The 23,260-nt window shown below is 68.6% G+C and carries 18 protein-coding genes and 2 pseudogenes; 4 read left to right on the top strand and 16 right to left on the bottom strand.

What is annotated here, in order from left to right; genetic code table 11:
* The 6 genes from AC5P76_RS01690 to nudE all read right to left on the bottom strand — a co-directional run bounded on the left by AC5P76_RS01690 (window position 1) and on the right by nudE (window position 3,936).
* On the bottom strand, window positions 1-960 hold the full coding sequence (locus tag AC5P76_RS01690; protein ID WP_053520257.1) for an SPFH domain-containing protein: 960 nt from the start codon (window positions 958-960) through the stop codon (window positions 1-3).
* A 66-nt stretch (window positions 961-1,026) separates the two neighbouring features.
* Window positions 1,027-1,329, bottom strand: coding sequence for an Mpo1-like protein (locus AC5P76_RS01685; RefSeq protein WP_053520256.1), 303 nt, complete (start codon window positions 1,327-1,329; stop codon window positions 1,027-1,029).
* 68 nt (window positions 1,330-1,397) lie between these two features.
* Window positions 1,398-1,724 (bottom strand): YnfA family protein, encoded by a 327-nt coding sequence (locus AC5P76_RS01680; RefSeq protein ID WP_053520255.1) that lies wholly within the window; start codon window positions 1,722-1,724, stop codon window positions 1,398-1,400.
* Window positions 1,721-2,560, bottom strand: a complete 840-nt coding sequence (mazG, locus tag AC5P76_RS01675) for a nucleoside triphosphate pyrophosphohydrolase (protein WP_053520254.1) — start codon at window positions 2,558-2,560, stop codon at window positions 1,721-1,723. Before mazG ends, AC5P76_RS01680 begins: the two co-directional genes overlap by 4 nt.
* A 12-nt stretch (window positions 2,561-2,572) precedes the next feature.
* Window positions 2,573-3,376, bottom strand: a complete 804-nt coding sequence (gene cysQ / locus AC5P76_RS01670; protein WP_053520253.1) for a 3'(2'),5'-bisphosphate nucleotidase CysQ — start codon at window positions 3,374-3,376, stop codon at window positions 2,573-2,575.
* Window positions 3,373-3,936, bottom strand: a complete 564-nt coding sequence (gene nudE / locus AC5P76_RS01665) for an ADP compounds hydrolase NudE (RefSeq protein ID WP_053520252.1) — start codon at window positions 3,934-3,936, stop codon at window positions 3,373-3,375. The genes cysQ and nudE overlap by 4 nt, the downstream gene beginning before the upstream one ends.
* A 77-nt stretch (window positions 3,937-4,013) precedes the next feature.
* On the opposite strand from nudE, the gene bioA reads away from it, so the two are divergent.
* Both bioA and AC5P76_RS01655 read left to right on the top strand, forming a co-directional pair.
* Window positions 4,014-5,405 carry an adenosylmethionine--8-amino-7-oxononanoate transaminase gene (gene bioA / locus AC5P76_RS01660; RefSeq protein WP_065174790.1) on the top strand — a complete coding sequence of 464 codons (1,392 nt, stop codon included), beginning with the start codon at window positions 4,014-4,016 and terminating at the stop codon, window positions 5,403-5,405.
* On the top strand, window positions 5,396-6,133 hold the full coding sequence (locus tag AC5P76_RS01655) for a 16S rRNA (uracil(1498)-N(3))-methyltransferase (RefSeq protein WP_111186719.1): 738 nt from the start codon (window positions 5,396-5,398) through the stop codon (window positions 6,131-6,133). The genes bioA and AC5P76_RS01655 overlap by 10 nt, the downstream gene beginning before the upstream one ends.
* Before the next feature lie 69 nt (window positions 6,134-6,202).
* Here the strand turns inward: AC5P76_RS01655 and AC5P76_RS01650 are convergent, their stop codons facing one another.
* From AC5P76_RS01650 to pilG, 8 genes and pseudogenes are all read right to left on the bottom strand, one after another.
* Window positions 6,203-6,667 (bottom strand): chemotaxis protein CheW, encoded by a 465-nt coding sequence (locus tag AC5P76_RS01650; protein ID WP_053518915.1) that lies wholly within the window; start codon window positions 6,665-6,667, stop codon window positions 6,203-6,205.
* The gene (locus tag AC5P76_RS01645; RefSeq protein WP_253118626.1) at window positions 6,664-7,980 is read right to left on the bottom strand and encodes a chemotaxis protein CheB; all 1,317 of its coding nucleotides are present in this window, start codon (window positions 7,978-7,980) and stop codon (window positions 6,664-6,666) included. Before AC5P76_RS01645 ends, AC5P76_RS01650 begins: the two co-directional genes overlap by 4 nt.
* A pseudogene (locus AC5P76_RS01640) lies at window positions 7,967-10,342 on the bottom strand (response regulator); the annotation flags it as partial. The gene AC5P76_RS01645 and the pseudogene AC5P76_RS01640, both read right to left, overlap by 14 nt.
* 119 nt (window positions 10,343-10,461) lie before the next feature.
* Window positions 10,462-14,509: pseudogene (locus AC5P76_RS01635) on the bottom strand (Hpt domain-containing protein); the annotation flags it as partial.
* 100 nt (window positions 14,510-14,609) lie between these two features.
* Window positions 14,610-16,646: a methyl-accepting chemotaxis protein gene (locus AC5P76_RS01630; RefSeq protein ID WP_053518921.1), complete on the bottom strand. Its 2,037-nt coding sequence runs from the start codon at window positions 16,644-16,646 to the stop codon at window positions 14,610-14,612.
* A gap of 41 nt (window positions 16,647-16,687) precedes the next feature.
* Entirely contained in the window at window positions 16,688-17,218 is a 531-nt protein-coding gene (locus AC5P76_RS01625) for a chemotaxis protein CheW (RefSeq protein ID WP_053518924.1), read from the bottom strand.
* Window positions 17,218-17,580, bottom strand: a complete 363-nt coding sequence (locus AC5P76_RS01620) for a response regulator (protein ID WP_053518925.1) — start codon at window positions 17,578-17,580, stop codon at window positions 17,218-17,220. The genes AC5P76_RS01625 and AC5P76_RS01620 overlap by 1 nt, the downstream gene beginning before the upstream one ends.
* A gap of 18 nt (window positions 17,581-17,598) precedes the next feature.
* Window positions 17,599-18,000 carry a twitching motility response regulator PilG gene (gene pilG / locus AC5P76_RS01615; RefSeq protein ID WP_005418455.1) on the bottom strand — a complete coding sequence of 134 codons (402 nt, stop codon included), beginning with the start codon at window positions 17,998-18,000 and terminating at the stop codon, window positions 17,599-17,601.
* A 241-nt stretch (window positions 18,001-18,241) separates the two neighbouring features.
* On the opposite strand from pilG, the gene gshB reads away from it, so the two are divergent.
* Together gshB and AC5P76_RS01605 are read left to right on the top strand one after the other, a co-directional pair.
* Window positions 18,242-19,189 carry a glutathione synthase gene (gshB, locus tag AC5P76_RS01610; RefSeq protein ID WP_053518927.1) on the top strand — a complete coding sequence of 316 codons (948 nt, stop codon included), beginning with the start codon at window positions 18,242-18,244 and terminating at the stop codon, window positions 19,187-19,189.
* Window positions 19,189-20,073, top strand: coding sequence for an energy transducer TonB (locus AC5P76_RS01605; RefSeq protein WP_053518928.1), 885 nt, complete (start codon window positions 19,189-19,191; stop codon window positions 20,071-20,073). The genes gshB and AC5P76_RS01605 overlap by 1 nt, the downstream gene beginning before the upstream one ends.
* Before the next feature lie 223 nt (window positions 20,074-20,296).
* Here the strand turns inward: AC5P76_RS01605 and tsaB are convergent, their stop codons facing one another.
* Both tsaB and yoaA read right to left on the bottom strand, forming a co-directional pair.
* Complete coding sequence (gene tsaB / locus AC5P76_RS01600; protein WP_253118624.1) at window positions 20,297-21,010, bottom strand: tRNA (adenosine(37)-N6)-threonylcarbamoyltransferase complex dimerization subunit type 1 TsaB; 714 nt, start codon at window positions 21,008-21,010, stop codon at window positions 20,297-20,299.
* A 9-nt stretch (window positions 21,011-21,019) separates the two neighbouring features.
* The gene (gene yoaA / locus AC5P76_RS01595; RefSeq protein WP_253118623.1) at window positions 21,020-23,062 is read right to left on the bottom strand and encodes a DNA repair helicase YoaA; all 2,043 of its coding nucleotides are present in this window, start codon (window positions 23,060-23,062) and stop codon (window positions 21,020-21,022) included.
* Window positions 23,063-23,260: the final 198 nt, after the last annotated feature.

Here is a 23,260-nt window from a genome sequence, read left to right as displayed (position 1 = left end):
TCAGCCTCCGATCGGCGGCGGTCGCTTGCCGGCCGCCTTGTTGTCCTGGCTGGCCAGTGCCTGCTTGGCCAGCTCGGCCACGCCGGCGATGGAGCCGATCACCCCACTGGCCTCCATCGGCATCAGCACCAGCTTCTGGTTCGGCGAGCTGGCCAGTTCCTTGAACGCTTCCACGTACTTCTGGGCGACGAAGTAGTTGATCGCCTGCACATCGCCCTCGGCGATCGCCGCCGACACCACCTTGGTCGCCATCGCTTCAGCTTCCGCCAGGCGCTCGCGTGCCTCCGCATCGCGGAACGCTGCCTCGCGCCGCCCTTCCGCCTCCAGCACCGTGGCCTGCTTCTCGCCATCGGCGCGCAGGATCTCCGACTGCCGCGAGCCTTCCGCCTCCAGGATCTGCGCACGCTTCTCGCGCTCGGCCTTCATCTGCCGCGCCATCGCGTCGAGCAGATCGCGGGGCGGCTGGATGTCGCGGATCTCGATGCGGTTCACCTTCACGCCCCACGGGTTGGTGGCATGGTCGACCACGCTGAGCAGCTGGGCATTGATCACCTCGCGCTGGCTCAGCGATTCGTCCAGGTCCATCGAGCCGATCACGGTACGGATGTTGGTCTGGACCAGAGCGATCATGGCCACTTCCAGGTTGGCCACCTCATAGGCGGCCTTGGCGGCGTCCAGCACCTGGAAGAACACCACCCCGTCGACGCGCACGGCGGCGTTGTCCTTGGTGATCACTTCCTGGCTGGGTACATCCAGCACCTGCTCCATCATGTTCACCTTGCGCCCCACGCCGTACACGATGGGGATCAGGAAGTGCAGGCCGGGGGTCATGGTGTGGGTGTAGCGGCCGAACCGCTCGACAGTCCATTCATATCCCTGCGGCACCATGCGCACGGCCTTGAACAGGATGACCACGGCCACGAAGGCCAGTACCACGGTAAAGAACATGGTCGGGAACATCAGGCTTTCCTTATCGGTAGACGTCCAACCCCGAGCATAGCGTGTGAATGCGGCGTGCACACGTTCTCACCACCGCACCCGCCCGCGCAGGATGTCGATGAACATCACCCAGTCCCCCAGGAACGAGTACAGCGGATGGCGGAACGTGGCCGGGCGGTTCTTCTCGAAGAAGAAGTGCCCCACCCAAGCGAACCCGTACCCACAGACCAATGCCGTCAACAGCAGCAGCGGCTGGCCGCGCAGGATCGCCGCAGCGACCAGCAGCAGTACGCCGCAGCTGCCGATGAAGTGCAGGCGCCGCGACACCGGATGGCGGTGCTCGCTGAGATAGAACGGATAGAAGTCACGGAAGCTGGAGAAACGGGACATGTGCGCACTCTCAACGCCACGATCGGCCCCATCATGCCCCTTTCCGGCGGGCCTGGCACCGCCGGCGGTCAGCCCGGCTGGCGCGGCCCGAACATGATCACCGCCATGCCCGCCAGGCACAGTGCAGCACCCAGCAGATCCCAGCGGCTGGGCCGGATGCCATCGACCAGCCACAGCCAGAACAGCGCGGTGCCGATGTACACGCCACCGTAGGCGGCATAGACGCGGCCACTGGCGGTCGGATGCAGGGTCAGCAGCCAGGCGAACAGGGCCAGACTGGCCGCCGCCGGCAGCAGCAGCCAGACGCTGCCTCCTTTGCGCAGCCACAGCCACGGCAGGTAGCAGCCGACGATCTCGGCCAGCGCGGTCAGCAGGAACAGGCCGAGTGTCTTCATTCCTTCTCGGCGGCCTTGGCGTGCTGCCAGAGCGCTTCCTGCGCGTCCAGGTCCAGCGAGGCGAGGGATGTGCCCTGTGCCTCGGCCTGTGCCTCCATGGCCCGGAAGCGACGCTCGAACTTGTGGTTGGCACCGCGCAGCGCGGCGCCCAGGTCGATGTCGGCGTGGCGGGCCAGGTTGGCGCAGACGAACAACAGGTCGCCCAGTTCCTCCTGCAGCCGCGCCTTGTTGCCGGCGATGTCGCCGCGCTCGAACTCCTCGCGCAGTTCCTGCAGTTCCTCGGCGGCCTTGTCCAGGACCGGCAGCGGGCCCGGCCAGTCGAAGCCCACCTTGGCCGCGCGCGACTGCAGCTTCACCGCGCGTTGCCACTCCGGCAGGCCCCGCGAGATTCCAGCCAGGGCGGAATGGTCCTGTTCGCCCTTGGCTGCCCGCTCCGCGCGCTTGATCGCATCCCAGTTGCGCATGACCCCATCGGCATCATCGACGCTGACATCGGCGAAGACATGCGGATGGCGGCGCTGCATCTTGTCGCTGATCGCGCGGGCAACCTCTGCGAAAGCGAACGCCCCCTGCTCTTCGGCCATGCGAGCATGGAATACCACCTGCAGCAGCAGGTCGCCGAGCTCGTCGCAGAGATCATCGAGGTCACCGCGATCGATCGCGTCGGCGACTTCGTAGGCTTCCTCGATGGTGTATGGGGCAATGGTCGCAAAGTCCTGCTCCAGGTCCCACGGGCAGCCGCCCTGCGGATCACGCAGGCGGGCCATGATCGCCAGCAGGCGTTCCAGTTCGGTGCTGGCGGCACTGCCGGCGGTGGGGGTGTCATGCGCGCTCATGCGGCCTCCAGGTCAGTCGGACAACCAGTCGCGCCACGGCAGGCTGGTATCGCCAAGGGCGATGAAATCGCCGTTCAACAGCGTCTCGCGGCGGTTGTAGCGGAAAGGCTTGCCGGTCGCCGCCGAGAGGACCGCGCCGCCCGCCGCGTGCAGCACGCACTGGCCGGCGGCGGTATCCCATTCGGAGGTCGGGCCGAGCCGCGGGTACACATCCAGGCCCGCCTCGGCAATGCGGCAGAACTTCAGCGACGAGCCCTGGGCGATGGTCTCGATGCGGCCCATGCGCGCCAGCAGCGCTTCGGTTTCCGGCGAGCGGTGGGAGCGGCTTGCCGCCACCCGCAGCGGAGCGGTCGCCGGGCTGCGCGTGCGCAGCACGGTGTCGTGCAGTCCCTGCCGGCGGTACGCCAGTTCGCCGCGCATGGCGTGCCACAGAATGCCGGTGACCGGCGCCAGCACGACGCCAAACGCCGGGGCACCCTGGTAGATCAGGGCGATGTTGACGCTGAATTCGCCGTTGCGCTTGACGAACTCGCGGGTACCGTCAAGCGGATCGACCAGCCAGTAGGCGCCCCAATGGCGGCGCAGTTCCCAGGGCACCTGGGCCGACTCTTCAGACAGGATGGGCAGATCCGGGGTCAGTTGCCGCAGACCCTGCTCGATGACCTGGTTGGCGGCCAGGTCAGCGGCGGTCACCGGACTGTTGTCGTCCTTGATCCGCACGTCGAATCCTTCGGCGTAGACCTGCATGATGGCCTGGCCGGCTTCCTGCGCGATGGCGATCGCGGTCTCGCGCAGATCCGTGGTCAGCTTGATCATCGGGCTCCCTGCAGCCACTGGCGGGCGATGAACAACGCCGCCAGCGAGCGGCCCTCGGAAAAGTCCTCGCGCAGCATCAACCGGTCCAGCTCGGACAGCTTCCAGGGCACCACCTCCAGCTCCTCGGGCTCGTCACCGATCAGCTTTTCCGGATACAGGTCGCGCGCCACCACCAGCCACGACTGGTGGCTCATGTACGTCGGCGCCAGCGTCATGGCGCGCAGCACATCGACCCGATGCGCGCCATAGCCGGCCTCTTCCTTCAGTTCGCGATCGGCGGCCTGCTCGGGGGTCTCGCCGGCATCGATCCGGCCCTTGACCAGGCCAAGCTCGTAGCGATGTACCCCGGCGGCGTATTCACGTACCAGCAGCACCGTCTCGTCGTCGAGCATGGGCACCACCACCACCGCACCGTGGCCACGACTGACCAGACGCTCGAAGCGGCGGCGTTCACCATTGGAGAATTCCAGATCCAGATGCTGGCGCTGGAAGGGACCGTTCTCTTCATCGGTGATCCGATGGATGATCGGCAGGCGACGGCTGGCACGGTCATCGTTCATGCGGAATCTCCGCGGCGGCCGACGCGGGCGCCGGGGCCGATAGAATGTGCAGGCAGCAACATGTTCATGAGCCCGAAATGCTAGCAGACCCAACCCCCTCCCCGCTGGCCCTGCACTGGCGGCAACGCGACCTGCAGGTGCTGTGGCATCCGTGCACACAGATGCGCGAGCATCCCGACACCCTGCCGCTGGTGCCGATCGCGCGCGGCGAGGGTGCGTGGCTGATCGACCATGACGGCAACCGCTATCTGGATGCCGTCAGCAGCTGGTGGACGAATCTGTTCGGCCACGCCGAGCCCCGCATCGGCGGCGCCATCGCGGCCCAGGCCGGCCAGCTGGAACAGGTGATGCTGGCCGGCTTCAGCCATGAGCCGGCGATCACCCTGGCCGAACGCCTGCTGGCACTGGCCCCGCGGCAGGCCGGGCGCGATCCGCTGGCCAAGGTGTTCTACGCCGACAACGGCTCGGCCGGGGTGGAAGTGGCATTGAAAATGGCCTTCCATTACTTCCATAACCGCGGCGAGACCCGGCGTACGCGTTTCATCGCGCTGGAAAACGGCTACCACGGTGAAACGCTCGGTGCGCTGGCGCTGGGCGACATCCCACTGTACCGGCGGGTGTACGCGCCGTTGCTGGCCGAAGGGCTGTTCGCACCCTCGCCCGACGCCTACCTGGCCGAGCCAGGGCAGAGCGCCGCCGAGCGTGCGCGCCAGGCCGCCGATGGCCTGGCGACGCTGTTCGACCAGCACCCCGGTGAAGTATGCGCGGTGATCCTGGAACCCCGCCTGCAGTGCGCCGGTGGCATGCGCATGCATGATCCGGTGTACCTGCAGCGCGTGCGTGAGCTGTGCGACGCGCACGGTGCGTTCATGATCGCCGACGAGATCGCCACCGGCTTCGGTCGCACCGGTACGATGTTCGCCTGCGAACAGGCCGGGGTGATGCCGGACCTGATGTGCCTGTCCAAGGGCCTGACCGGCGGGTTCCTGCCGCTGGCCGCGGTCCTGGCCACGCAGGCCCTGTACGACGCCTTTCTCGACGACTCCCGCGAGCGTGCGTTCCTGCACTCGCACAGCTATACCGGCAATCCGCTGGCGTGCGCTGCGGCGCTGGCGACGCTGGACATCTTCGGCAGCGACGATGTGATCGCGCGCAACCGCGGCACCGCATCGGTGATGGGCACCCTCGCGGCACCGTTTGCCGACCACCCGCATGTGGCCGATGTGCGCCAGGCCGGCATGGTGGTGGCATTCGAACTGTCGCGCGGCGGCGACAGGCGCACGCCCTTCGACCCCGGACTGCGGCTCGGCCTGCACGCGTACAAGGCAGCACTGAAGCGCGGCGTGGTCCTTCGCCCGCTGGGCGATGTGCTGTACTGGATGCCACCGTACTGCGTGGACGACGAACAACTGGATCTGCTGGCGCATACCACGCTGGCCGCCATCGACGAGGCGATTGCATGCGCGTGACCCGCTGTCCCATCGACCTGCCGCTGCACAGCGGCCAGACCGTGACCCTGCCCGAGGAGACCGCCAACCACCTGGTGCGGGTGATGCGCCTGCGCGAAGGCGATGGCTGCGTCCTGTTCAACGGCGATGGCCATGACTACGCTGCGACGCTGACCGTGGTCGGCAAGCGCGAAGTGCAGGCACGCATCGACAGCGTGCAGGCCATCGACATCGAATCGCCGCTGGCCATCACCCTGATGCAGGGCATCGCGCGCGGCGAAAAGATGGACCTGATCCTGCAGAAGGCCACCGAACTCGGCGTCAGCAGCATCCTGCCGGTGAACGCGGAACGCACCGAGGTGAAGCTGGACGCGGCCCGCGCGGAAAAGCGCGTGGCGCACTGGAACAACGTCGTGCAGTCGGCCTGTGGCCAGTCCGGGCGCGCGCGCATTCCACGGGTGGGTGCCCCGCTGTCGCTGGCGCAGGCGACCGCTGCACTGCCCGCCGATACGCTGCGGTTGACCCTGGACCCGATGGGTTCGCACCGGCTGTCGACATTGGCAGCGGCGCCCGCGGGCGGCATCGTGATCGCGATCGGTCCGGAGGGCGGCTGGTCGCCACGCGACCGCGAGCAGCTGGCCGCCGCCGGCTTCCAGGGCCTGCAGCTGGGCCCGCGCATCCTGCGCACGGAAACCGCCGGGCTGGCCGCGATCGCCGCGTTGCAGGCGCGGCTGGGTGATCTCGGTTAGGTCCACCGACAACCTGCACGCCAACGGCAGCGCCGGGCCATGCCCGGCGGCCTGTGTCCGGGGGCGGCCTCAGGCCGCCAGTGAAGCCAGCGCGCTTTCCAGTGCGTCCAGATTCGGCAGCAGCGCGCTCTGCTCACCCAGCAGTACGCGCATGTGCACGATCTGCGGCAGGGTCTCCTCCGACGCATCGGCCAGCAGGCCATCGCGCGGCACCGAGATCAACTGCGGGAAGTTCTGGGTCAGCAACGCGTAATACGGCCGCTGCTGATCGCCGCTGAGCGCCTTCAGTACCACCACCTTGTTGTGGACACCGGCTGCCTCGTCCCCCAGCCCCGAAAGCCGTGCGAATGACACCAGCGGCACCTGCCAGCCATGCCAGGCGATCTCGCCGACCAGCCAGCGGGGGGCGTCGGCCACCGGCTGCACCGGCACCCGCGACATCATTTCGGCCACCGTGGCATTGGGCAGCAGCACGCGTTCGTTGCCAGCCTGGATCAGGACACCACGGATTTCATCGTTGCTGGCGTAACTCATGGAGCTTCTCCGTTGTGGTCACCCTCGCCCCAGCGCGCGGCGATGATCTGCGCCAGTTCCTGCGGTTCGCCAGCGGCCATGCCGGCGGCGACCACGGCGGTGGCGGCGGCCGGGTCGTAGCATCCCTCCCCCACCTGCCCGGCCACCCACGCGCCCGCGGCAGCCAGGTCCAGTGCCGGCCCGACATGGCCCAGATCGGCACCGCTGAGCAGTACCAGTGCGGTGTACTGGGCCGGCAACGCGGCAATCGAGATGCCCTGCGCGTCGGTCAGGAAATGCAGACCGTCGCTGGCCGCGCGGACGCCGATGTCATCGGCCAGCACATGCACCTGCCCGGGCGTGGCGCGCTGGCCGGCTTCGGCCAGCTGCACCGGCAGCGGCGAGACACGCGCCATCTGCTTGACGAGATTGCCGTAGCGGCCCCCATCCAGGCGCATGTGCACCAGCACCGGCACCGCCAATGCCGAAGGCAGCGCGCCCAGCAGGCGACGCAACGCATCAGGGCCACCGATCCCGGCCAGCACCAGCAGCGCGCCCGCGCGTGCGCCGGGCGGGGCGGCCGCATCCAGGTCGACCAGGCTCAGGTGGTCGGTATCGAACGACGATGAGCGCGCCTCGACCTCCGCTGCGGCGTACGCCGGGGTGGCGGCATCGGCCGACTCGTCCACCAGCGACCACGCGGTGTGATCGAACGTCACCGACGGTGCCGCGGGGGGGGCTGTCCGTGCGACCGGCGCTTCCGGCGGTTCGGGCACGATCGGCTGCAGCGCGGCCAGAGCGTGTTCGAACGCGACCGGTTCATGCAGCTGCGCCGGCGGTGCGTACAGGCCATCGGCTGGCACGTCGTCGGCCCAGCGGTGTGCCTGTTGCAGGTGCGTCTGCAGCGCTGCCTCCTGCGGCGCAGGTGGCGGCGCAGGACGGCCTGGCTCCAGCTGCAGGGCCGGTTCGTCCTCGGCGCCCGGCGGCAGCACCTGCTGGTGTCCATGCAGCTTGGCGGCCAGGTGACGCCCCCAGCGCTGCGCCTCCCAGCCGTTCCGGCGCGCGGCCAGCTCGGCTTCGTCGAACACCAGGGTCAGGCCGGGGGCCGACAGCACGGGCTCCAGGCGTTCCAGTGCGTCCTCGATCGCCGCTTCCAGTGCGATCACCACGAACTGCGGCCGCGCGTCATGCAGCGCCTGCGGTTCAAGGCCATTCGGGTCGTCTTCCAGCACGATCTGCACGTCGGCGTGCGCCAGTGCTTCGCGCAGGCGCTCACGCGCCGCGCCAGGCCGGGCCAGCAGGGCGACGGCCGGGTTGGCTTCACTCTCGGACACGGGCGATCCCCAGCAGGTCGTACACGTTACGCATCAGGTCCAGCTCCTGATAAGGCTTGCCCAGGTAGCGCTGGACGCCGATCTCGAAAGCGCGCTGCCGGTGCTTGTCGCCGCTGCGCGAGGTGATCATCACGATCGGAACGTCCCTGTAACGCGGGTCGGCGCGCATCGCGGTGGCCAGCTCGTAGCCGTCCATGCGCGGCATCTCGATATCCAGCAGCATCAGGTCGGGAACACGCTCCTCCAGCCGCTCCAGCGCCTCCACGCCATCGCGGGCGACGCTGACCTCGAAGTTGTGGCGCTCCAGGATGCGGCCGGTGACCTTGCGCATGGTCAGCGAGTCGTCGACCACCATCACCAGCGGCACCTGCCGTTCCTGACGCGGCGCATTGACCAGCACCGGCGGCGTCGGGTTGGCCAGGTAACGACGCACCAGCGGCGCCACGTCCAGGATCACCACCACACGGCCATCGCCGGTGATGGTGGCACCGTAGATGCCCGGCACCGATGCGATCTGCAGGCCGACCGGCTTGACCACGATTTCGCGGTTGCCCAGCACCTGGTCGATCGCCACGGCAGCTCGCAGGTCGCCGGCGCGGACCAGCAGCAGCGGCACCTGCGCCTGGCCCTCGGCACGTGCCGGTGCCTGGCCGACTAGGCTGCCCAGGTCGTACAGCGGATAGTCTTCGCCGCTGTAGCGATAGCTGCTGTCGGCGGCCTCGAAGCGCTCGCGCGAGAGGCGGCCGATACCGCTGACCGAAGCCACCGGCACGGCAAAGGTGGTTTCGCCGATCTGCACGAACACGGCCTGGGTGACGGCCAGCGTCTGCGGCAGGCGCAGGGTGAAACGCACGCCCTGGCCACGCACCGACTGGATATCGACCGAGCCACCCAGCTGGCGCACTTCATTGCGCACCACGTCCATGCCCACGCCGCGGCCTGCCAGCTGGCTGACCTGGTCGGCGGTGGAGAAGCCCGATGCGAAGATCAGATTGTCCAGTTCGTGATCGGCAGGCTGCGCGTCGGCGGCCAGCAGGCCACGGTCGATCGCGCGGCGACGGATCGCCTCCCGATCCAGACCGGCGCCGTCATCGGCCACGTCCAGCACGATTTCCGAGCCTTCGCGATGCAGGCGGATGGCAATCTCGCCCTCTTCCGGCTTGCCGGCGGCACGGCGCTGCTCCGGCGCCTCCAGGCCATGGGCCACCGAGTTGCGCAGCATGTGCTCCAGTGGCGCGACCATGCGGTCGAGGACGTTGCGGTCCAGTTCGCCATGGGTGCCTTCCAGGGTCAGGTGGACCTGCTTGCCGGTGTCGATGCCGGCCTGGCGCACCACGCGGCGCAGACGCGGCACCAGGCCGTCGAACGGCACCATCCGCGCACGCATCAGGCCATCCTGCAGCTCCGAACTGACGCGCGACTGTTGCTGCAGCAAGGCATCGTACTGCCGCGAGAGATCGTCCAGCACGCCCTGCAGGCCGCCCAGGTCGGCGGCGGACTCGTTCAGCGCACGGCTGAGCTGCTGCAGGGTGGAGAAGCGGTCCAGTTCCAGCGGATCGAACTTCTGGTCGGCCTGGTCCTGCTCACGCTGGTAGCGGGCAACGATCTGCGCTTCGGTCTCCAGGTCGAGGCGACGCAGCTGGTCGCGCAGACGCGCGTTGGTGCGTTCAAGCTCGCCCATCGCGCCGCGGAAGGCGCCGAGCTGCTGCTCCAGGCGCGACCGGTAGATCGCCACCTCACCTGCGTGATTGACCAGGCGGTCGAGCAGATCCGCGCGCACGCGCACCTGCTCCTGCTGGGGACGTGCCAGCGGATCGTCCTCGACCGTGCTTTCGACCGGCAACGGCGCGGACAGCGGTGCATCGACCAGGGCAACGTTCGCGGGTACGACGGTGGTTTCAGTCTCCACCGGGCCAGCCGTGCCGACGGCGGCAGCCGCTGCCGGATCGGTGGCGGTACGTGCCTCGAAAGCATCGACCAGGTCCTGCGCCGGTTCCACCACACGATGCTCGCCGGTACGGGTCAGCAGCTGGTGCAGGCGATCGAAACCGCGCTCGAGCAGCTGCACGTCGCGGCGCTCGATCTCGGTGCGCCCCGCCGCGACCACCTCCAGCAGCGATTCGATGCTGTGGCCGAGGTCGCCGATGGCGTTGATGCCGGCCATGCGTGCGCCGCCCTTCAGCGTATGCAGGTCACGCTGCAGGCCGGCAAGCACTTCGCGGTCCTGCGGCGCATCGCGCAGCTCGCTGATCAGGCCATCGCAGTGATCAAGCAGGTCCTTGCCTTCTTCGACGAAGATGTCGACCAGCTCGCGGTCATACACGGTGAAGTCAAGCAGATCGGCAGGCTCCTCGCCCACGCTGCCTTCCGGTTCCGGTTCCGGTTCCGGTTCCGGCATCGGCTCGATCGGCTCGTGTGCCGGCACGTCATCTTCGGCAACCGGACCCTCGACCGGCGTGGAACCGCCCGGTCCGGCAGCGCCGCTGCCCTGGCCCGGCGCGTCTTCCATCTCGAAGAACGGCGACGGCGGCGCGGCTGCCGGCTGCGGATCGACCGCAGGCTCTGCAAGGGACTCCCCGGCATTCACCGTCGCCGGGGACGGCGGGTCGGCGCTCTCTCCTTCACCGACCGCCGTCTCCCCGCCGACGTCCGCATCCTCGGCAAAGGCATCCGCCTCGCCCGGCGCGAGTTCGCTGGCCTGCAGGCCGAGCACGGACCACTGCCCGTCGTCGGCCGGAGTCTGCTCTTCGTCGATCACATGCAGGCCGGCTTCGAGCGCAGCTTCCAATGTGACCGGTTCCGCAAAACCCGGCGCAGCCATGTCATCCTGCAGGCTCGACAGCGTGCTGTCGAGTGGCAGTGCAGCAGCGTCATCACTCGCATCGAACCCTTCCACGTCATCCCACGACGTATTCAGGTCGATCGTTTCGGTGAACGCAGCGGCGTCCGCCGCCTCATCCGCATCACGGTCGTCGACCGGCAGCGCGCTGGCGTCCAGGTACGGCGACAGGTCGTCCGCGCCTGTCAGCGCGGCGTCTTCGGCCAGCGCGGGGGGCGCATCGGCGACCGCCGATGACACTTCCGCTGCGGATTCATCGGCAGCGAGCGCGACCGGCGGCAGCGTGGCTGCGGCCTCCTGTCCGGTACCGCCCAGCGACGGCCAGCCGGCGTCGAAGTAGCGCGAAAGGTCATCACTGGCCGTGAGCTCGGCCACGTCCAGTCCGTCCTTCGCCGGATCGGCTGCGGGCACGTCATGGGTGTCAGCAGGTGCACTGTCGATCCCGGCGTTGATTTCGGCGTCGATGTCGCTCTGCGCATCGGCAGGAAGCTGCGCGTCCACCTCGTGCGCAGGCTCTCCATCGGTCGCGAGCGCCTCTTCGTCATCCAGCCCCACCAGCGGCCAGCGCGCTTCCGGCAGTTCGCCGGCCAGGGCCTGCAGGCGCTGTACCAGCGCAGGCTGAGGCGCAATGCGCGGCTGCTCCGCCTGCAGTGCTTCCATGGTCGCGGTAATGGCCTGCGCGGTCGCGTCGAGCGCAGCAACGCCCTCGTCGCCCGGCACCACATCGGCAGCCAGGGCCCGCTTGATATAGGATTCGGCGCCGCCCGTGACCGCCGTGATCTCCGGCACCTCGGTCATCGCGAAGGCGCCATTCATGGTGTGCACGGCGCGCAGCAGCGCATCGCTCACCGGCTGTGGTGCCTGCTGCGCCGAGCGCAGCCACGCCTGCAGGGTTGCCTGGTGGACCTCCACCTCGGCTTCGAGTATCTCGCGCAGCACGCTGTCGATATTGGCCGGAGTGCCCTCGACCGCGGTCGCGTTCCCGGCGTCGGCTGTCATCGCCGCTTCCGCTTCGAGAATGCGGCTGATCTCGTCCTCGCCTTCTTCCGCCGCCGGCGCCACCGGTGCGGGCGCCGCAGCCGGCAGCGGCACGTAGAACGTCTCTTCGCCGGCACCCACGCGATCAGCAACGGCCTGCATCGCCTGCAGATCGACACTGATGCGCTGGCCATGACGCAGTGCGTCGCTCAGCTGCGGCAAGGCGGCATGCGCGTGATCAACCATCGCCAGCACGGCCGGCGTGGCCGGACGGCTGCCGTCAAGCACACGGTTGAGCATGCCTTCGATCTTCCACGCGAACTCGCCCAGCGTCCGCGCACCGACCAGACGGCCGCTGCCCTTGAGGGTGTGGAAGATGCGGCGGATCGGCCGCAGCCGGTCCAGATTGTCCGGCTGCGCGTGCCATGCCGGCAGCAGCGTTCCGAGGTTGGCACGCTCGTCGTCGAACTCTTCCAGGAACACCTCGCGGATGTCCTCGTCGATGTTCTCCGCATCATCGTCGAAGCCGGCATCGAAGCCCGCTTCGGACGCAGCCGTGATCGCGACCGGCGCGTCGGCGGCCGATGGCATCGCCCGCGGGTTGAAGTCCTCCGCGGCGGCGCTCAGTTCAGCGAAGAACCGGGCATCGGCCTCGCTGAAATCGATCGGTGCGATGGTGTCAATCTCGATCAGGGCCACCGCCGGTGCTGCATCTGCGGCAGGCGACGCGTCCGCGGCGAGGGTGACCGGATCCGTTGGCTCCGCATCAACGCTGTCCAGCACCGGATGCAGGTCTGCGTCGTCTTCCAGCACCAGCGTTTCCATCGCATGCAAGGACAGCACGTCGTCGGCGTTGTCCAGTGCATCGGCGTCGAAACGGAATACGACTTCATCAGCCGCCACATCCGCGGCGCCATGCTCGGCGGCCACCGGATCGAATACCGGCGCCGACGTGATATCCGGGGTACCGGATGCGGACGCGAACGTCACTGTGTCGTCGCCGGAGACCGACGGTGCATCCGCCATGTCGTCCACCTGGGACAGCGTCCACTGCGGCGCCTCGGCCGGTGCCGGATCGATCGTTTCGTCGCTGGCCAAGGCCGGCGCATGGGCATCATCCGCGTGCGTGGCACCGACCTCTACAGCCGCCAGGTCCCATTGCGGCACGGCCGGGGCCGGTGCGCTGGACGCGGCGAACACCAGCGAGCCACCGGCATCGGGCGTCGTCCCGGGTACCGCGACCGGTGCCGACAACCCACCGAACATCAGCCCGTTGTCGGTCACTGGCGGTGCCAGCGGCGGATCGAAGACGAAGTCCGGCAGGGCGGCAGCCACACTGCCGGCGGCGGGCGCGGCCGTGCTCACATCGATGTCGACGTGGCCGGGCTGCAATGGCATCACCTGCAGGTCTACCGCCTCGCGCTCGACCGCTTGCACGCCCTGCGGCGCCTCGTCGATCGCGGCGCGCTCCGGCAGCGGCCAGTAGCGCAGCGCTTCCAGGCTGCTGCGGGTGATCTCCAGAATGTCCTCACGGCCCGGACGACGATCACGCAGGGCTTCGAGGTAGTACTCCAGGCTGGCCATGGCGTCGGCGAGCGTATCCAGCTGGCGCCCGCTGGGCACACGCTGGCGACCGATCAGCTCGGCGTCGATGTACTGCTGGACGCCGCGCAGGTAGTCGGCGGCGGTCCCCAGGTCGAGCATCCGCAGTGCACCGGCGACGTCGCCGAGCAGGCGCGGTACGTCCTGCAGTTCCGCGTGGTTCCAGCTGGTTTCGATGAACGCGACAAAGTGCTCGCGGGCCGCAGCGAAATTGGCGATGGCCTCGTGTGCCAGCACCTCGACGGTACGGCGGTTTTCCACGGCGGCAGGGTCATCCTCGCCGCTGCCATCCGCACCCAGATGGGCAACCTGGTCATCCAGCGACGCATCGACGTAGAGCAGCGCGCCGGCGATGTCCAGCAACAGGTTCTCGTCGATCTGCTGGCGGCCCTCGACCACGCCGCGCAGCGCGTCGCGCTGCTGCACGACCACGCCGCGGGCCACGCCCAGGCCCATCATGCCCAGCGTATCGGCCACGGCCCCCAGTTCGTCGGCCTGCGTCTGCAGCTGTTCTGCTGCACCGCCGGTGCGCAGATGCAGGTCCAGCGCATCCTTGATGCGCAGCAGCTCTTCCTTCACCGCGCTGCCGACCGTATCGAGCAGTTCGCGGTTGCGCCCGCTCAGGCTGCCGCGCGCATGGTCGAGCTCGGCTTCGGTGGCGGTGACGCTGTCGGGAGCGAACGCGAACAGGACGCTCTCGTTGATGCCGGCCGCACCGCGCGCGGCGCGGATGTCATTGAGCAGCGGCAGCAGCACGATCGGAATGTCGCGGTGGCCGTTCTGCAGGCGCTCCAGATAGTCGGGCAGCAGCACGCTGCCGCGCATCAGCGTGGCGCAGGCCTCGTCGCGATCAGACGCCTGGCCGCTGCCGATCGCATTGGCCAGCTGCTCCAGCTCCTCGGCCACCATTGCCGGGGCGTACAGTTCGACCATGCGCAGGGTGCCCTGCACCTGGTGCAGGTGGCCGGCGCAGATACGCATGCGGCTGGCATCGGACGGATCCTCGGCGTAGTACTCGACCTCGTTGCGCACCTGGCGCAGGGTCTCGTCCAGCTCGGGCTTGACCCAACCCAGCGCTGCGTGGCTCATCGCATCGCGCAGAGTGCTCATTGACAGGCTCCGGTCGCCGCCGCGCGAAGGCCGCGCTGGATCTGGCGTGGGGAATGGAAATGCTTCATCGACGGGTTCCTTGCTCTTCGCCCTGCCCGCGTCACGCCGGCAGCTTGAAGTCGGCGACCGAACGACGCAGGTCGGCAGCCAGCTGCGCGAGGTGGCCGATCGACTCCGCGGTCTGTCCGGCACCCTGTGAGGTCTGGCCGGTGATCTGGCGGATCACGCCCATCGTGCGGGTGATGTCCGACGCGGCTGCGGACTGCTGCTGGGCCGCGATGGAGATGTTCTTGATGAGGGTGTTCAGTGCATTGGACACGCGCTCGATCTCGGTCAGTGCCGTACCGGCGTCTTCGGCCAGACGTGCACCGGACACCACTTCGGCGGTGGTCTGTTCCATCGAGGTGACGGCCTCGTTGGTGTCGGCCTGGATGGCCTGCACCAGGTTCTCGATACGGCGCGTGGCGCCCGATGTGCGCTCTGCCAGGCGCTGCACTTCGTCGGCCACGACCGCGAAACCGCGGCCCGCTTCGCCCGCCGACGCGGCCTGCACCGCTGCATTCAATGCCAGGATGTTGGTCTGTTCGGAAATGTCGTTGATCAGTTCCACGATCGAGCCGATCTCCTGCGACGACTCACCCAGGCGCTTGATGCGCTTGGAGGTTTCCTGGATCTGGTCGCGGATCTGGTCCATGCCCTGGATGGTCTCGCGGACCACGCCGGCGCCCTCGGCGGCAATCACCACCGAGCGCTGAGCCACGTCGGCCGATTCGGCCGAGTTGCGCGAAACCTGCTCGATGCTCGCTGCGATTTCGCCGATGCGGTCCGAGGCCGAGGTGATCTGGTTGGCCTGGTGGCCGGCTGCTTCTGCCAGCTGCATGGCCGTCGCCTGGGTTTCCTGGGTGGACAGCGCGACCTTGGCCGAGGTGTCGTTGATGGTCGTCACCAGGTGGCGCAGCTCGTCGACGGCGTAGTTGATCGCGTCGGCGATGGCGCCGGTCATGTCCTCGGTCACCGACGCCTTGACGGTCAGGTCGCCCTCGCCCAGCGAGGAGATTTCGTCCAGCAGGCGCATGATCGCCTGCTGGTTGCGGCTGTTGAACTCCACCTGGGTCTGGTAGCGCAGCTCCTGCTCACGCGAGCGGCTGCGCACGTTGGTGGAGACGAAACCGATGATCGCGATCAGCGACAGCGCACCGGACGCTACACCGATCCAGAAGTTCGGGAACAGGCGGGTATCGGACACCGAGCCGAACGAAGAGAAGGCTTCGAACAGCTTGCGGCTGTCATCCAGCATGTGCGCCGAGCCCTGGCCCAGCGCGGTGGCCGCCGACTGCGCGGCGAACAGCTGGCGCGAGCTGGCCAGGATCGCGTCGGCATCGGCCTTCATCGCCTGCCACTGGGTGTGCGACTGCTCCAGCGCGGCCACGGCGGCCGGGCCACGCACTGCGGTGATGCCCAGTTCCTCGTTGCCGTTGCGCAGGCCGTCGAGCACCTGCGAGAACACGGTGATGTCACGCGCCAGTGCGTCGCCCGCGGCGGCCGCCGAAGAGCCGCCCGCACGCATTTCGGTGACCCGTCGGGCCATCGAGCCGGCCACCACGACCTGCTGCAGCGCGCTGTACACCTGCGCGGCCGGTGCACCCGAAGCCGACATCGCGCGCACCACCTCGTTCAGCTGCGCCTGCAGCCCCGGCACCGCGCCAGTGAAGTTGTTGGCATTGCCGGCCAGGGCCAGCACCGCCGGCTCGCTGGCGACCAGCTGCCCGGCCTGCTTGCCCAGCGGCGCCCAGGTTTCACCCAGCGTCGAGATCGCCCGCGACACGCCCGGTTCCTTGCCGTAGCGCCCCTGCAGCGTCGAGACATTCTGTTCGATCGCGTTGCGGGTGGCCTTGAAGGCGGTGAACGCCTGGGCATTGCCGCCCACCGCGTCACGCCCCTGGTTGGCCAGCTGCTGCGACAGCACCTGCAGGTCCGCGGCCTTGGAACCGGCATCGGCCAGGCGGCTGCCCTGCCAGGTCGCCACGCCGGTATTGACGCCGAACAGGATCATCGATGCCAGCAGCAGGGCCAGCCAGAGGTTGCTGCCGCCCAGCCGAAGCTTGCCGGTCTTGGTGGCGTCCGAAGCAGTACTCATCGTTCAACCTCGATCTTCAGTGCAGGGGGCGATGCCCGGCCTCAGGCCGCGGCTTGCCGGAATTCAGGAGTGCGCGACAGCAGCGAGAGCGAGAACACGCCCCAGTCCTGGCCGTCAGCATGGAAACCGCGCTCGACGAAGTGCCCGTAACGACCCTCGGCCAGGCTGCCGGCCTCGATCTGCTGGTCGGCTTCGAAGCTGCGCTGGCCGAACAGTTCGTCGATGGTCAGTGCGACGTCACCGCCGGCCTGGCGCATGATCAGCACGCGCTGCCCTTCCTGCTGCACGGTGCGTGTGCCTTCCAGGAAGTACTTCAGGTCGACCACCGGGAACAGGTTGCCGCGCAGGTTGCCCACGCCCAGCAGCCAGGGCTGCGCGCAGGGCACGGGCGTGACCGGCGGCATCGGCACGATCTCCACCACTTCGCGGAAATCGGACACCAGCCGGCGCTGGCCGACGCGGTAGCCGACGCCTCGCCACAGGTCCTGGACGAATTGCCGGCCCGGCAGCTGCACCGCATGGGCCAGGCTGCGCCGTTCGTAGGCTTCGAGAATGTCGAAAGGCGAGCGCATCAGGCCACCAGTTCGTTGATCCGCGCGATCAGTTCATCCTCGCGCGGCGGCTTGACGATGTAGTCGGCCGCACCCTGGCGCAGCCCCCACGCCTTGTCGGTCTCCATCGCCTTGGTACTGACGATGATGACCGGGATGTGCCGGGTCGCGGCGTCGCGGGCCATCGCCCGGGTGGCCTGGAAACCGCTCATGCCCGGCAGGACCACGTCCATCAGCACCAGCTGCGGCACCTGGTCGCGGACAAGCTGCAGGCCATCCTCGGCGTTGTCCGCTTCCAGCACCTCGTGGCCGGCACGGCGCAGCCACTGGGTGAACACCGCGCGGTCGGTCGGTGAATCCTCGATCAGGACGATACGAGCCATTGTGCCTTTCCCCCCTGGTCAGGCGTTGACGTATGTGCGGATGGCACCCAGCAGTTCTTCGCGCGTAAAAGGCTTGGTCAGGTACTGCTCCGACCCGACGATGCGCCCCCGCGCCTTGTCGAACAGGCCATCCTTGGACGACAGCATGATCACCGGGGTCGCCTTGAACAGCTGGTTTCCCTTGATCAGCGCGCAGGTCTGATAGCCATCCAGACGCGGCATCATGATGTCGACGAAGATGATCTGCGGCTGCTGGTCGGCAATCTTCGCCAGCGCTTCAAAGCCGTCGGTGGCGGTGACCACCTCGCAGCCTTCGCGCTTGAGCAGCGTTTCCGCAGTCCTGCGGATGGTCTTCGAATCATCGATGACCATCACCCGGAGTCCTGCGAGTTCCCCGCCCGCAGTCGTGTTTTCAGTCATTGCCTATCCCCAAGCGCACGGCCCGGTCTCAGGCGGGGGCCGCTACGAAAGCGTATCTATATCGCACTTTCCGCGCCCGCTTCAAGGCCGGCCCATCACGCGGGCCGTGCTACCGGGCTGAACGTGACGGGGTTCGCATACGGTGCGCGGCCCGGGGGACGGACGCAGCGTTGCATCGCCGCGGGGAGGCGCACGGCGGGCGTTGCCGCTACCATCAACGCCTTGCCTGACAGGTGCGCCCATGCCGTTGAACGTCATCGTGGTGATGGACCCCATCGCCCACATCAAGATCGCCAAGGACACCACCTTCGCCATGCTGCTGGAAGCCCAGCGCCGCGGCCATGCCCTGCACTACGTGCGGCCGGGCGGACTGGCCCTGGAAGGTGGCGTGGCGGTGGCCCAGACCGCCCCGCTGCGGGTCCGCGACGACCCCGCCGGCTGGTACGAGCTGGGCGGGTTCAGCCGGACCGAGTTCGGTCCCGGCCAGATCGTGCTGATGCGCAAGGATCCGCCGGTCGATGCCGAATACGTCTACGACACCCAGGTGCTGGACGTGGCCGCTGCGGCCGGCGCCTGCGTGGTCAACAATCCGCAGGGCCTGCGCGACTACAACGAAAAACTGGCCGCGCTGCTGTTCCCGCAGTGCTGTCCGCCGACCCTGGTCAGCCGCGACGCCAAGGCCTTGAAGGCCTTCGCACTGGAACATGGGCAGGCCGTGCTGAAGCCCCTGGATGGCATGGGAGGGCGCTCGATCTTCCGCAGCGGCCAGGGCGACCCGAACCTGAACGTGATTCTGGAAACGTTGACCGATGGCGGACGCAGGCTGGCGCTGGCACAGAAGTTCATCCCGGACATCAGTGCTGGCGACAAGCGCATCCTGCTGATTGACGGCGAGCCGGTCGACTACTGCCTGGCGCGCATTCCGCAGGGCGACGAGTTCCGCGGCAACCTGGCCGCTGGCGGGCGCGGCGAAGGCCGTCCGCTGAGCGAGCGCGACCGCTGGATCGCCGCGCAGGTGGGACCGGAAATGAAGCGCCGCGGCATGCGCTTCGTTGGCCTGGATGTGATCGGCGACTACCTGACCGAAGTCAACGTCACCAGCCCCACCTGCGTGCGCGAACTGGACGCGCAGTACGGCCTGAACATCGCCGGCACGCTGTTCGACGCGCTCGAGGCCGGCCTGCGCTGATGCCCGCCGCACCCGCCGTCCTGCCACCGCCGCCGCGCGAAGCGCAGCGGCTGGGTGCCACCCTCACCCTGTCGGTGCTGGTCCACGTCCTGCTGATCCTGGGGGTGGGTTTCGCCGTGAAGGGCGAGGCCCCACTGGTGCCCACGCTGGAAGTGATCTTCAGCCAGACCCGCACCGCGCTGACGCCGAAGCAGGCGGACTTCCTGGCCGCCGCCAGCCAGGAAGGCGGCGGTGACCACGACCGCGCGCAGCGTCCGCGCGACAACCAGGCCGGGATCGTGCCGCAGGCCCAGGCCGGGGTCAGCCCGGTGCCACAGCAGCAGCAATCCGCAGCGCCCGTGCCACCGCCGCAGGCCCGCGTGGTCAGCAGCCGCAATGGCCAGGACACGGTGGCACGTGCGCAGGCCCAGCCAACGCCACTGGAACCGGTGCCGGACGCACCGATGACCGCACGCGAGCAGCGCGATGCGGAGATGGCGCGGCTGGCGGCCGAGGTCCACCTGCGCTCGGCGCAGTACGCCAAGCGACCGAACCGCAAATTCGTCTCGGCCAGCACGCGCGAGTATGCCTATGCCAATTACCTGCGCGCCTGGGTCGACCGCGCCGAGCAGGTGGGCAACCTGAACTATCCGGACGAGGCACGGCAACGCCGTCTCGGCGGCCAGGTGGTCATCAGCGTTGGCGTGCGTCGCGATGGCAGTGTGGAAAGCAGCCGCATCCTGCGTTCAAGCGGAACACCGCTGCTGGATGAGGCCGCGCTGCGGGTGGTGACGCTGGCACAGCCGTTCCCGCCGCTGCCGCGTACCGAGGACGGAATCGACATCCTGCAGGTCACCCGCACGTGGGTGTTCCTGCCCGGCGGCGAACTGCGCGACGACCGGTAGGGGGGTGTTGCCCGGGCCTGCGGCCCGGGACCCGCTGAAGGCAACGGCAACAGCAACGTCAACAGCAAAAGCAAAAGCGGCGGTCAGTGTAGTGACGCCTGGCGGGGCGGTGCCGGGCGGCGGGGACGCCGCAAGTACGTCCGTGTAGGCTTAGCCGCGGCATCCATGCCGCGGATACCCCGCCACCCGACACCGCCCCGCCTCTGACAGATCCCGGCCTCTCTCAGCCGTTGGCCTTCGCCTTGGCCTCGCGCGCGGCCTGCTGCTCGACCAGGGTCAAGGCCACGTTGTCGCGCAGGTAGGCCGGTTCCACCCTCTCCGGCGCGATGCCCTCGCCACGTGCCAAGGCCGGCACCGCCAACGCCAGCACGTCCGATGCCCGCGGCAGCGCCGCGGCGTCGAACCCCCGCAGGCCCGCCCCCAGCTGCGTGACCAGCGCGCCCTCGGCCGCACCAAATCCAGTGCCGACACCGAACACCGACAGATCGTCCGGCAACGCTACTGCGGCCGGTGCGCACACCCGCTCTGCATCGCACGGCATCGGCAGGCCGTCCACGCGCTCGAAACACGCGACGTAGAGTTCGCCCATCCGTGCATCGATCGCCGACAGGATCTGCCTTTCTTCTGCCGGCGCACGCAGCGCCAGCACCTGCAGGGTCGATACCGGCAGCAGCGGACGGTCCAATGCCAGTGCGATGCCCTGGGCAAGGGCGATCGCCAGGCGCACCCCGGTGAAGGCACCCGGACCACGACTGAGTGCGATGCCATCGAGCTGGCGGCGGCTGATACCGGCCTCGGCCAGCAGCGCGTCGGCCCACGGCAGGCTCAGCTCGGCATGCCGGCGCGGGGCGATCTCGAAGCGTTCCAGGACCTGCCCGTCCACGTGCAGGGCAACGGAACAGGCTTCGGTGGCGGTTTCAAAGGCGAGCAGTTTCATCGGGTCGGATCAGAACAGGGGGAACGTGCCACCCGGGGCGGGGTGCGTGGCCGCCACAGGGACGTCCGGCGCTCCAGCATCGGTGGCGGGGTGCCATTGTGGCGCAAAGAAGGACTGCACATCGGCCAGACTGCGGGTACGGCGGAAAGGTGGCAGCGAGTCGAGGAAGACCCGGCCATAGCCACGGTTGAGCAGCCGCGGGTCGCACAGCACCAGCACGCCGCGATCGCTCTCACTGCGGATCAGCCGGCCGACGCCCTGCTTCAGCGCGATCACGGCCTGCGGCAGCTGCTCGTCGCGGAACGGATTGCCCCCCTGGCTGCGGATCGCCTCCAGCCGCGCCTCGTAGACCGGATCGTCCGGCGCGGCAAAGGGCAGCTTGTCGATCACCACGACGCTCAATGCTTCGCCGACCACGTCCACCCCTTCGCGGAAACTGGCCGAGCCCAGCAGCACGCCGTTGCCGGAGTCGCGGAACTGCTGCAGCAGCGTGGCGCGTGGCGCCTCGCCCTGCACGAACAGCGGCCACGGCCCATCGCGCAGCGCCTCGGCCGCTTCGCGCAGGGCCCGGTGCGAGGCGAACAGCAGGAATGCCCGGCCCTGCGAGGCCTGCAGCACCGGCCGCAGGACCTGGATGAGCGAGGTGCCGAACCCCCGCGCGGCGGGATCGGGCAGGCCTTCGGGCAGGTAGCACAGTGCCTGCTCGGGCCAGTTGAATGGACTGGACTGGACCAGTGTCTGCGGATCATCCAGGCCGAGCCGGCGGGCGATGTGATCGAAGCCACCGCCGACGGTCAGCGTCGCCGACGTGAAGATCCATGCGGCACGACTGCGCTCGCGATGCTCGCGCAGCGGACCGGACACATCCATCGGCGTACGCTGGCAGCGGAATCCGCGCGGGGTAAGTTCGTACCAGAGCACATCGGCGCTCGCCGCCTGCGCAGGGTCGGCATCGAAATCAAGCGCCGGTTCGTCATCGCCCAGCCAGCGCCCCAGACGCGATACCGCCTCGCGCGCACGTGCGTGGCAGGCATCGAGGCCTGCGGCGGCTTCGCGCAGCGGCTGCAGCGCCTGCTCCAGATTCACCAGACCGGTCATCACCGCATCAAAGCCATCGCGCACCTGCGGCATCGCCAGTGCGCGCCACTGCGTGCCACGGGATGGCAGGCCATCCATGGCCGAGCGCAGCGCACGCAGTGCCTCCTGCAGCTGATCGACCGGCGCCTGCAGCGCTGACTGTGCGCCACCGACACCGCGCGCCTCGGCCAGACAGTCCCGGCCCAGCTCCTGCCAGGGTCGCATGCCGAAGCCCTCACCGAAGAACTGCGCTGCCAGTTCAGGCAACTGGTGCGCCTCATCGATGACGAAGGCCTGTGCGCCCGGCAGCAGCTCTCCGAAGCCCTCCTGCTTCAGCGCAAGATCGGCCAGCAGAAGATGATGGTTGACCACCACCACGTCCGCAGCCTGAGCGCGTTGCCGCGCGCGCACCACGAAGCAGTCATCCCAGAACGGACACTCGGTGCCCAGGCAGTTGTCGACGGTGGAGGTAACCATCGGCAGCAAGGGTGAGTCATCGGCCAGGCCTTCCAGTTCCGCGATGTCGCCATGTTCGGAACGACCGGACCAGGCCAGGATGCGCTGGAACTGCGCCGCCTGCTCCGGGCTGGAGAAGCGTGGCTCGCCACGCGCCTGCTGCAGGCGGTAACGGCACAGGTAATTGCTACGCCCCTTCAGCAGCGCGCTGCGCAGGCCGACCCCCAGTGCCTGGCGCACGCGTGGCAGGTCGCGATGGTAGAGCTGGTCCTGCAGCGCGCGGGTACCGGTGGAAATGATCGTGCGCAGGCCGGACAGCAGCACCGGCACCAGGTAGGCGAACGTCTTGCCGGTACCGGTGCCGGCCTCGGCCAGCAGCAGGTCGCGCTGCTGCAGCGCATCGGCGATGGCCTCGGTCAGGCGCAGCTGTGCCGGACGCGGGACGAAGGCATCCAGGTGCGAGGCAAGCGCGCCGCCTGCGCTGAGTGCTTCGCGGCTGGCGTGGACAAGGTCGGACATCAGACGGAAAGGATACCGGGCCGGGCGCTGCCCGGCACCCGTTTGTAGCGTCGAGCTTGCTCGACTGAACTGGAAGGGGTCAGAGCCGTTTCCTTTCGGAAAACGGCTCTGACCCCATCGCGAGCGCGCGACCGGCTTCTGATCTTTCTGTTCTCGCCCGCGGCCCGCGCGGCGTGTGACGCGCCCGATGGAGGGGAA

The organism is Stenotrophomonas sp. YJH_SMC_36, assembly GCF_059369935.1.
This window is presented reverse-complemented; position numbering and strand designations above follow the sequence as displayed.

Coding starts and splice junctions, on each gene's coding strand:
- yoaA (WP_253118623.1), bottom strand. CDS start 23,062: ATGTCCGACCTTGTCCACGCCAGCCGCGAAGCACTCAGCGCAGGCGGC.
- AC5P76_RS01630 (WP_053518921.1), bottom strand. CDS start 16,646: ATGAGTACTGCTTCGGACGCCACCAAGACCGGCAAGCTTCGGCTGGGC.
- AC5P76_RS01605 (WP_053518928.1), top strand. CDS start 19,189: ATGCCCGCCGCACCCGCCGTCCTGCCACCGCCGCCGCGCGAAGCGCAG.
- tsaB (WP_253118624.1), bottom strand. CDS start 21,010: ATGAAACTGCTCGCCTTTGAAACCGCCACCGAAGCCTGTTCCGTTGCC.
- bioA (WP_065174790.1), top strand. CDS start 4,014: ATGCTAGCAGACCCAACCCCCTCCCCGCTGGCCCTGCACTGGCGGCAA.
- mazG (WP_053520254.1), bottom strand. CDS start 2,560: ATGAGCGCGCATGACACCCCCACCGCCGGCAGTGCCGCCAGCACCGAA.
- cysQ (WP_053520253.1), bottom strand. CDS start 3,376: ATGATCAAGCTGACCACGGATCTGCGCGAGACCGCGATCGCCATCGCG.
- nudE (WP_053520252.1), bottom strand. CDS start 3,936: ATGAACGATGACCGTGCCAGCCGTCGCCTGCCGATCATCCATCGGATC.
- pilG (WP_005418455.1), bottom strand. CDS start 18,000: ATGACTGAAAACACGACTGCGGGCGGGGAACTCGCAGGACTCCGGGTG.
- gshB (WP_053518927.1), top strand. CDS start 18,242: ATGCCGTTGAACGTCATCGTGGTGATGGACCCCATCGCCCACATCAAG.
- AC5P76_RS01690 (WP_053520257.1), bottom strand. CDS start 960: ATGTTCCCGACCATGTTCTTTACCGTGGTACTGGCCTTCGTGGCCGTG.
- AC5P76_RS01650 (WP_053518915.1), bottom strand. CDS start 6,667: ATGAGTTACGCCAGCAACGATGAAATCCGTGGTGTCCTGATCCAGGCT.
- AC5P76_RS01625 (WP_053518924.1), bottom strand. CDS start 17,218: ATGCGCTCGCCTTTCGACATTCTCGAAGCCTACGAACGGCGCAGCCTG.
- AC5P76_RS01685 (WP_053520256.1), bottom strand. CDS start 1,329: ATGTCCCGTTTCTCCAGCTTCCGTGACTTCTATCCGTTCTATCTCAGC.
- AC5P76_RS01620 (WP_053518925.1), bottom strand. CDS start 17,580: ATGGCTCGTATCGTCCTGATCGAGGATTCACCGACCGACCGCGCGGTG.
- AC5P76_RS01680 (WP_053520255.1), bottom strand. CDS start 1,724: ATGAAGACACTCGGCCTGTTCCTGCTGACCGCGCTGGCCGAGATCGTC.
- AC5P76_RS01655 (WP_111186719.1), top strand. CDS start 5,396: ATGCGCGTGACCCGCTGTCCCATCGACCTGCCGCTGCACAGCGGCCAG.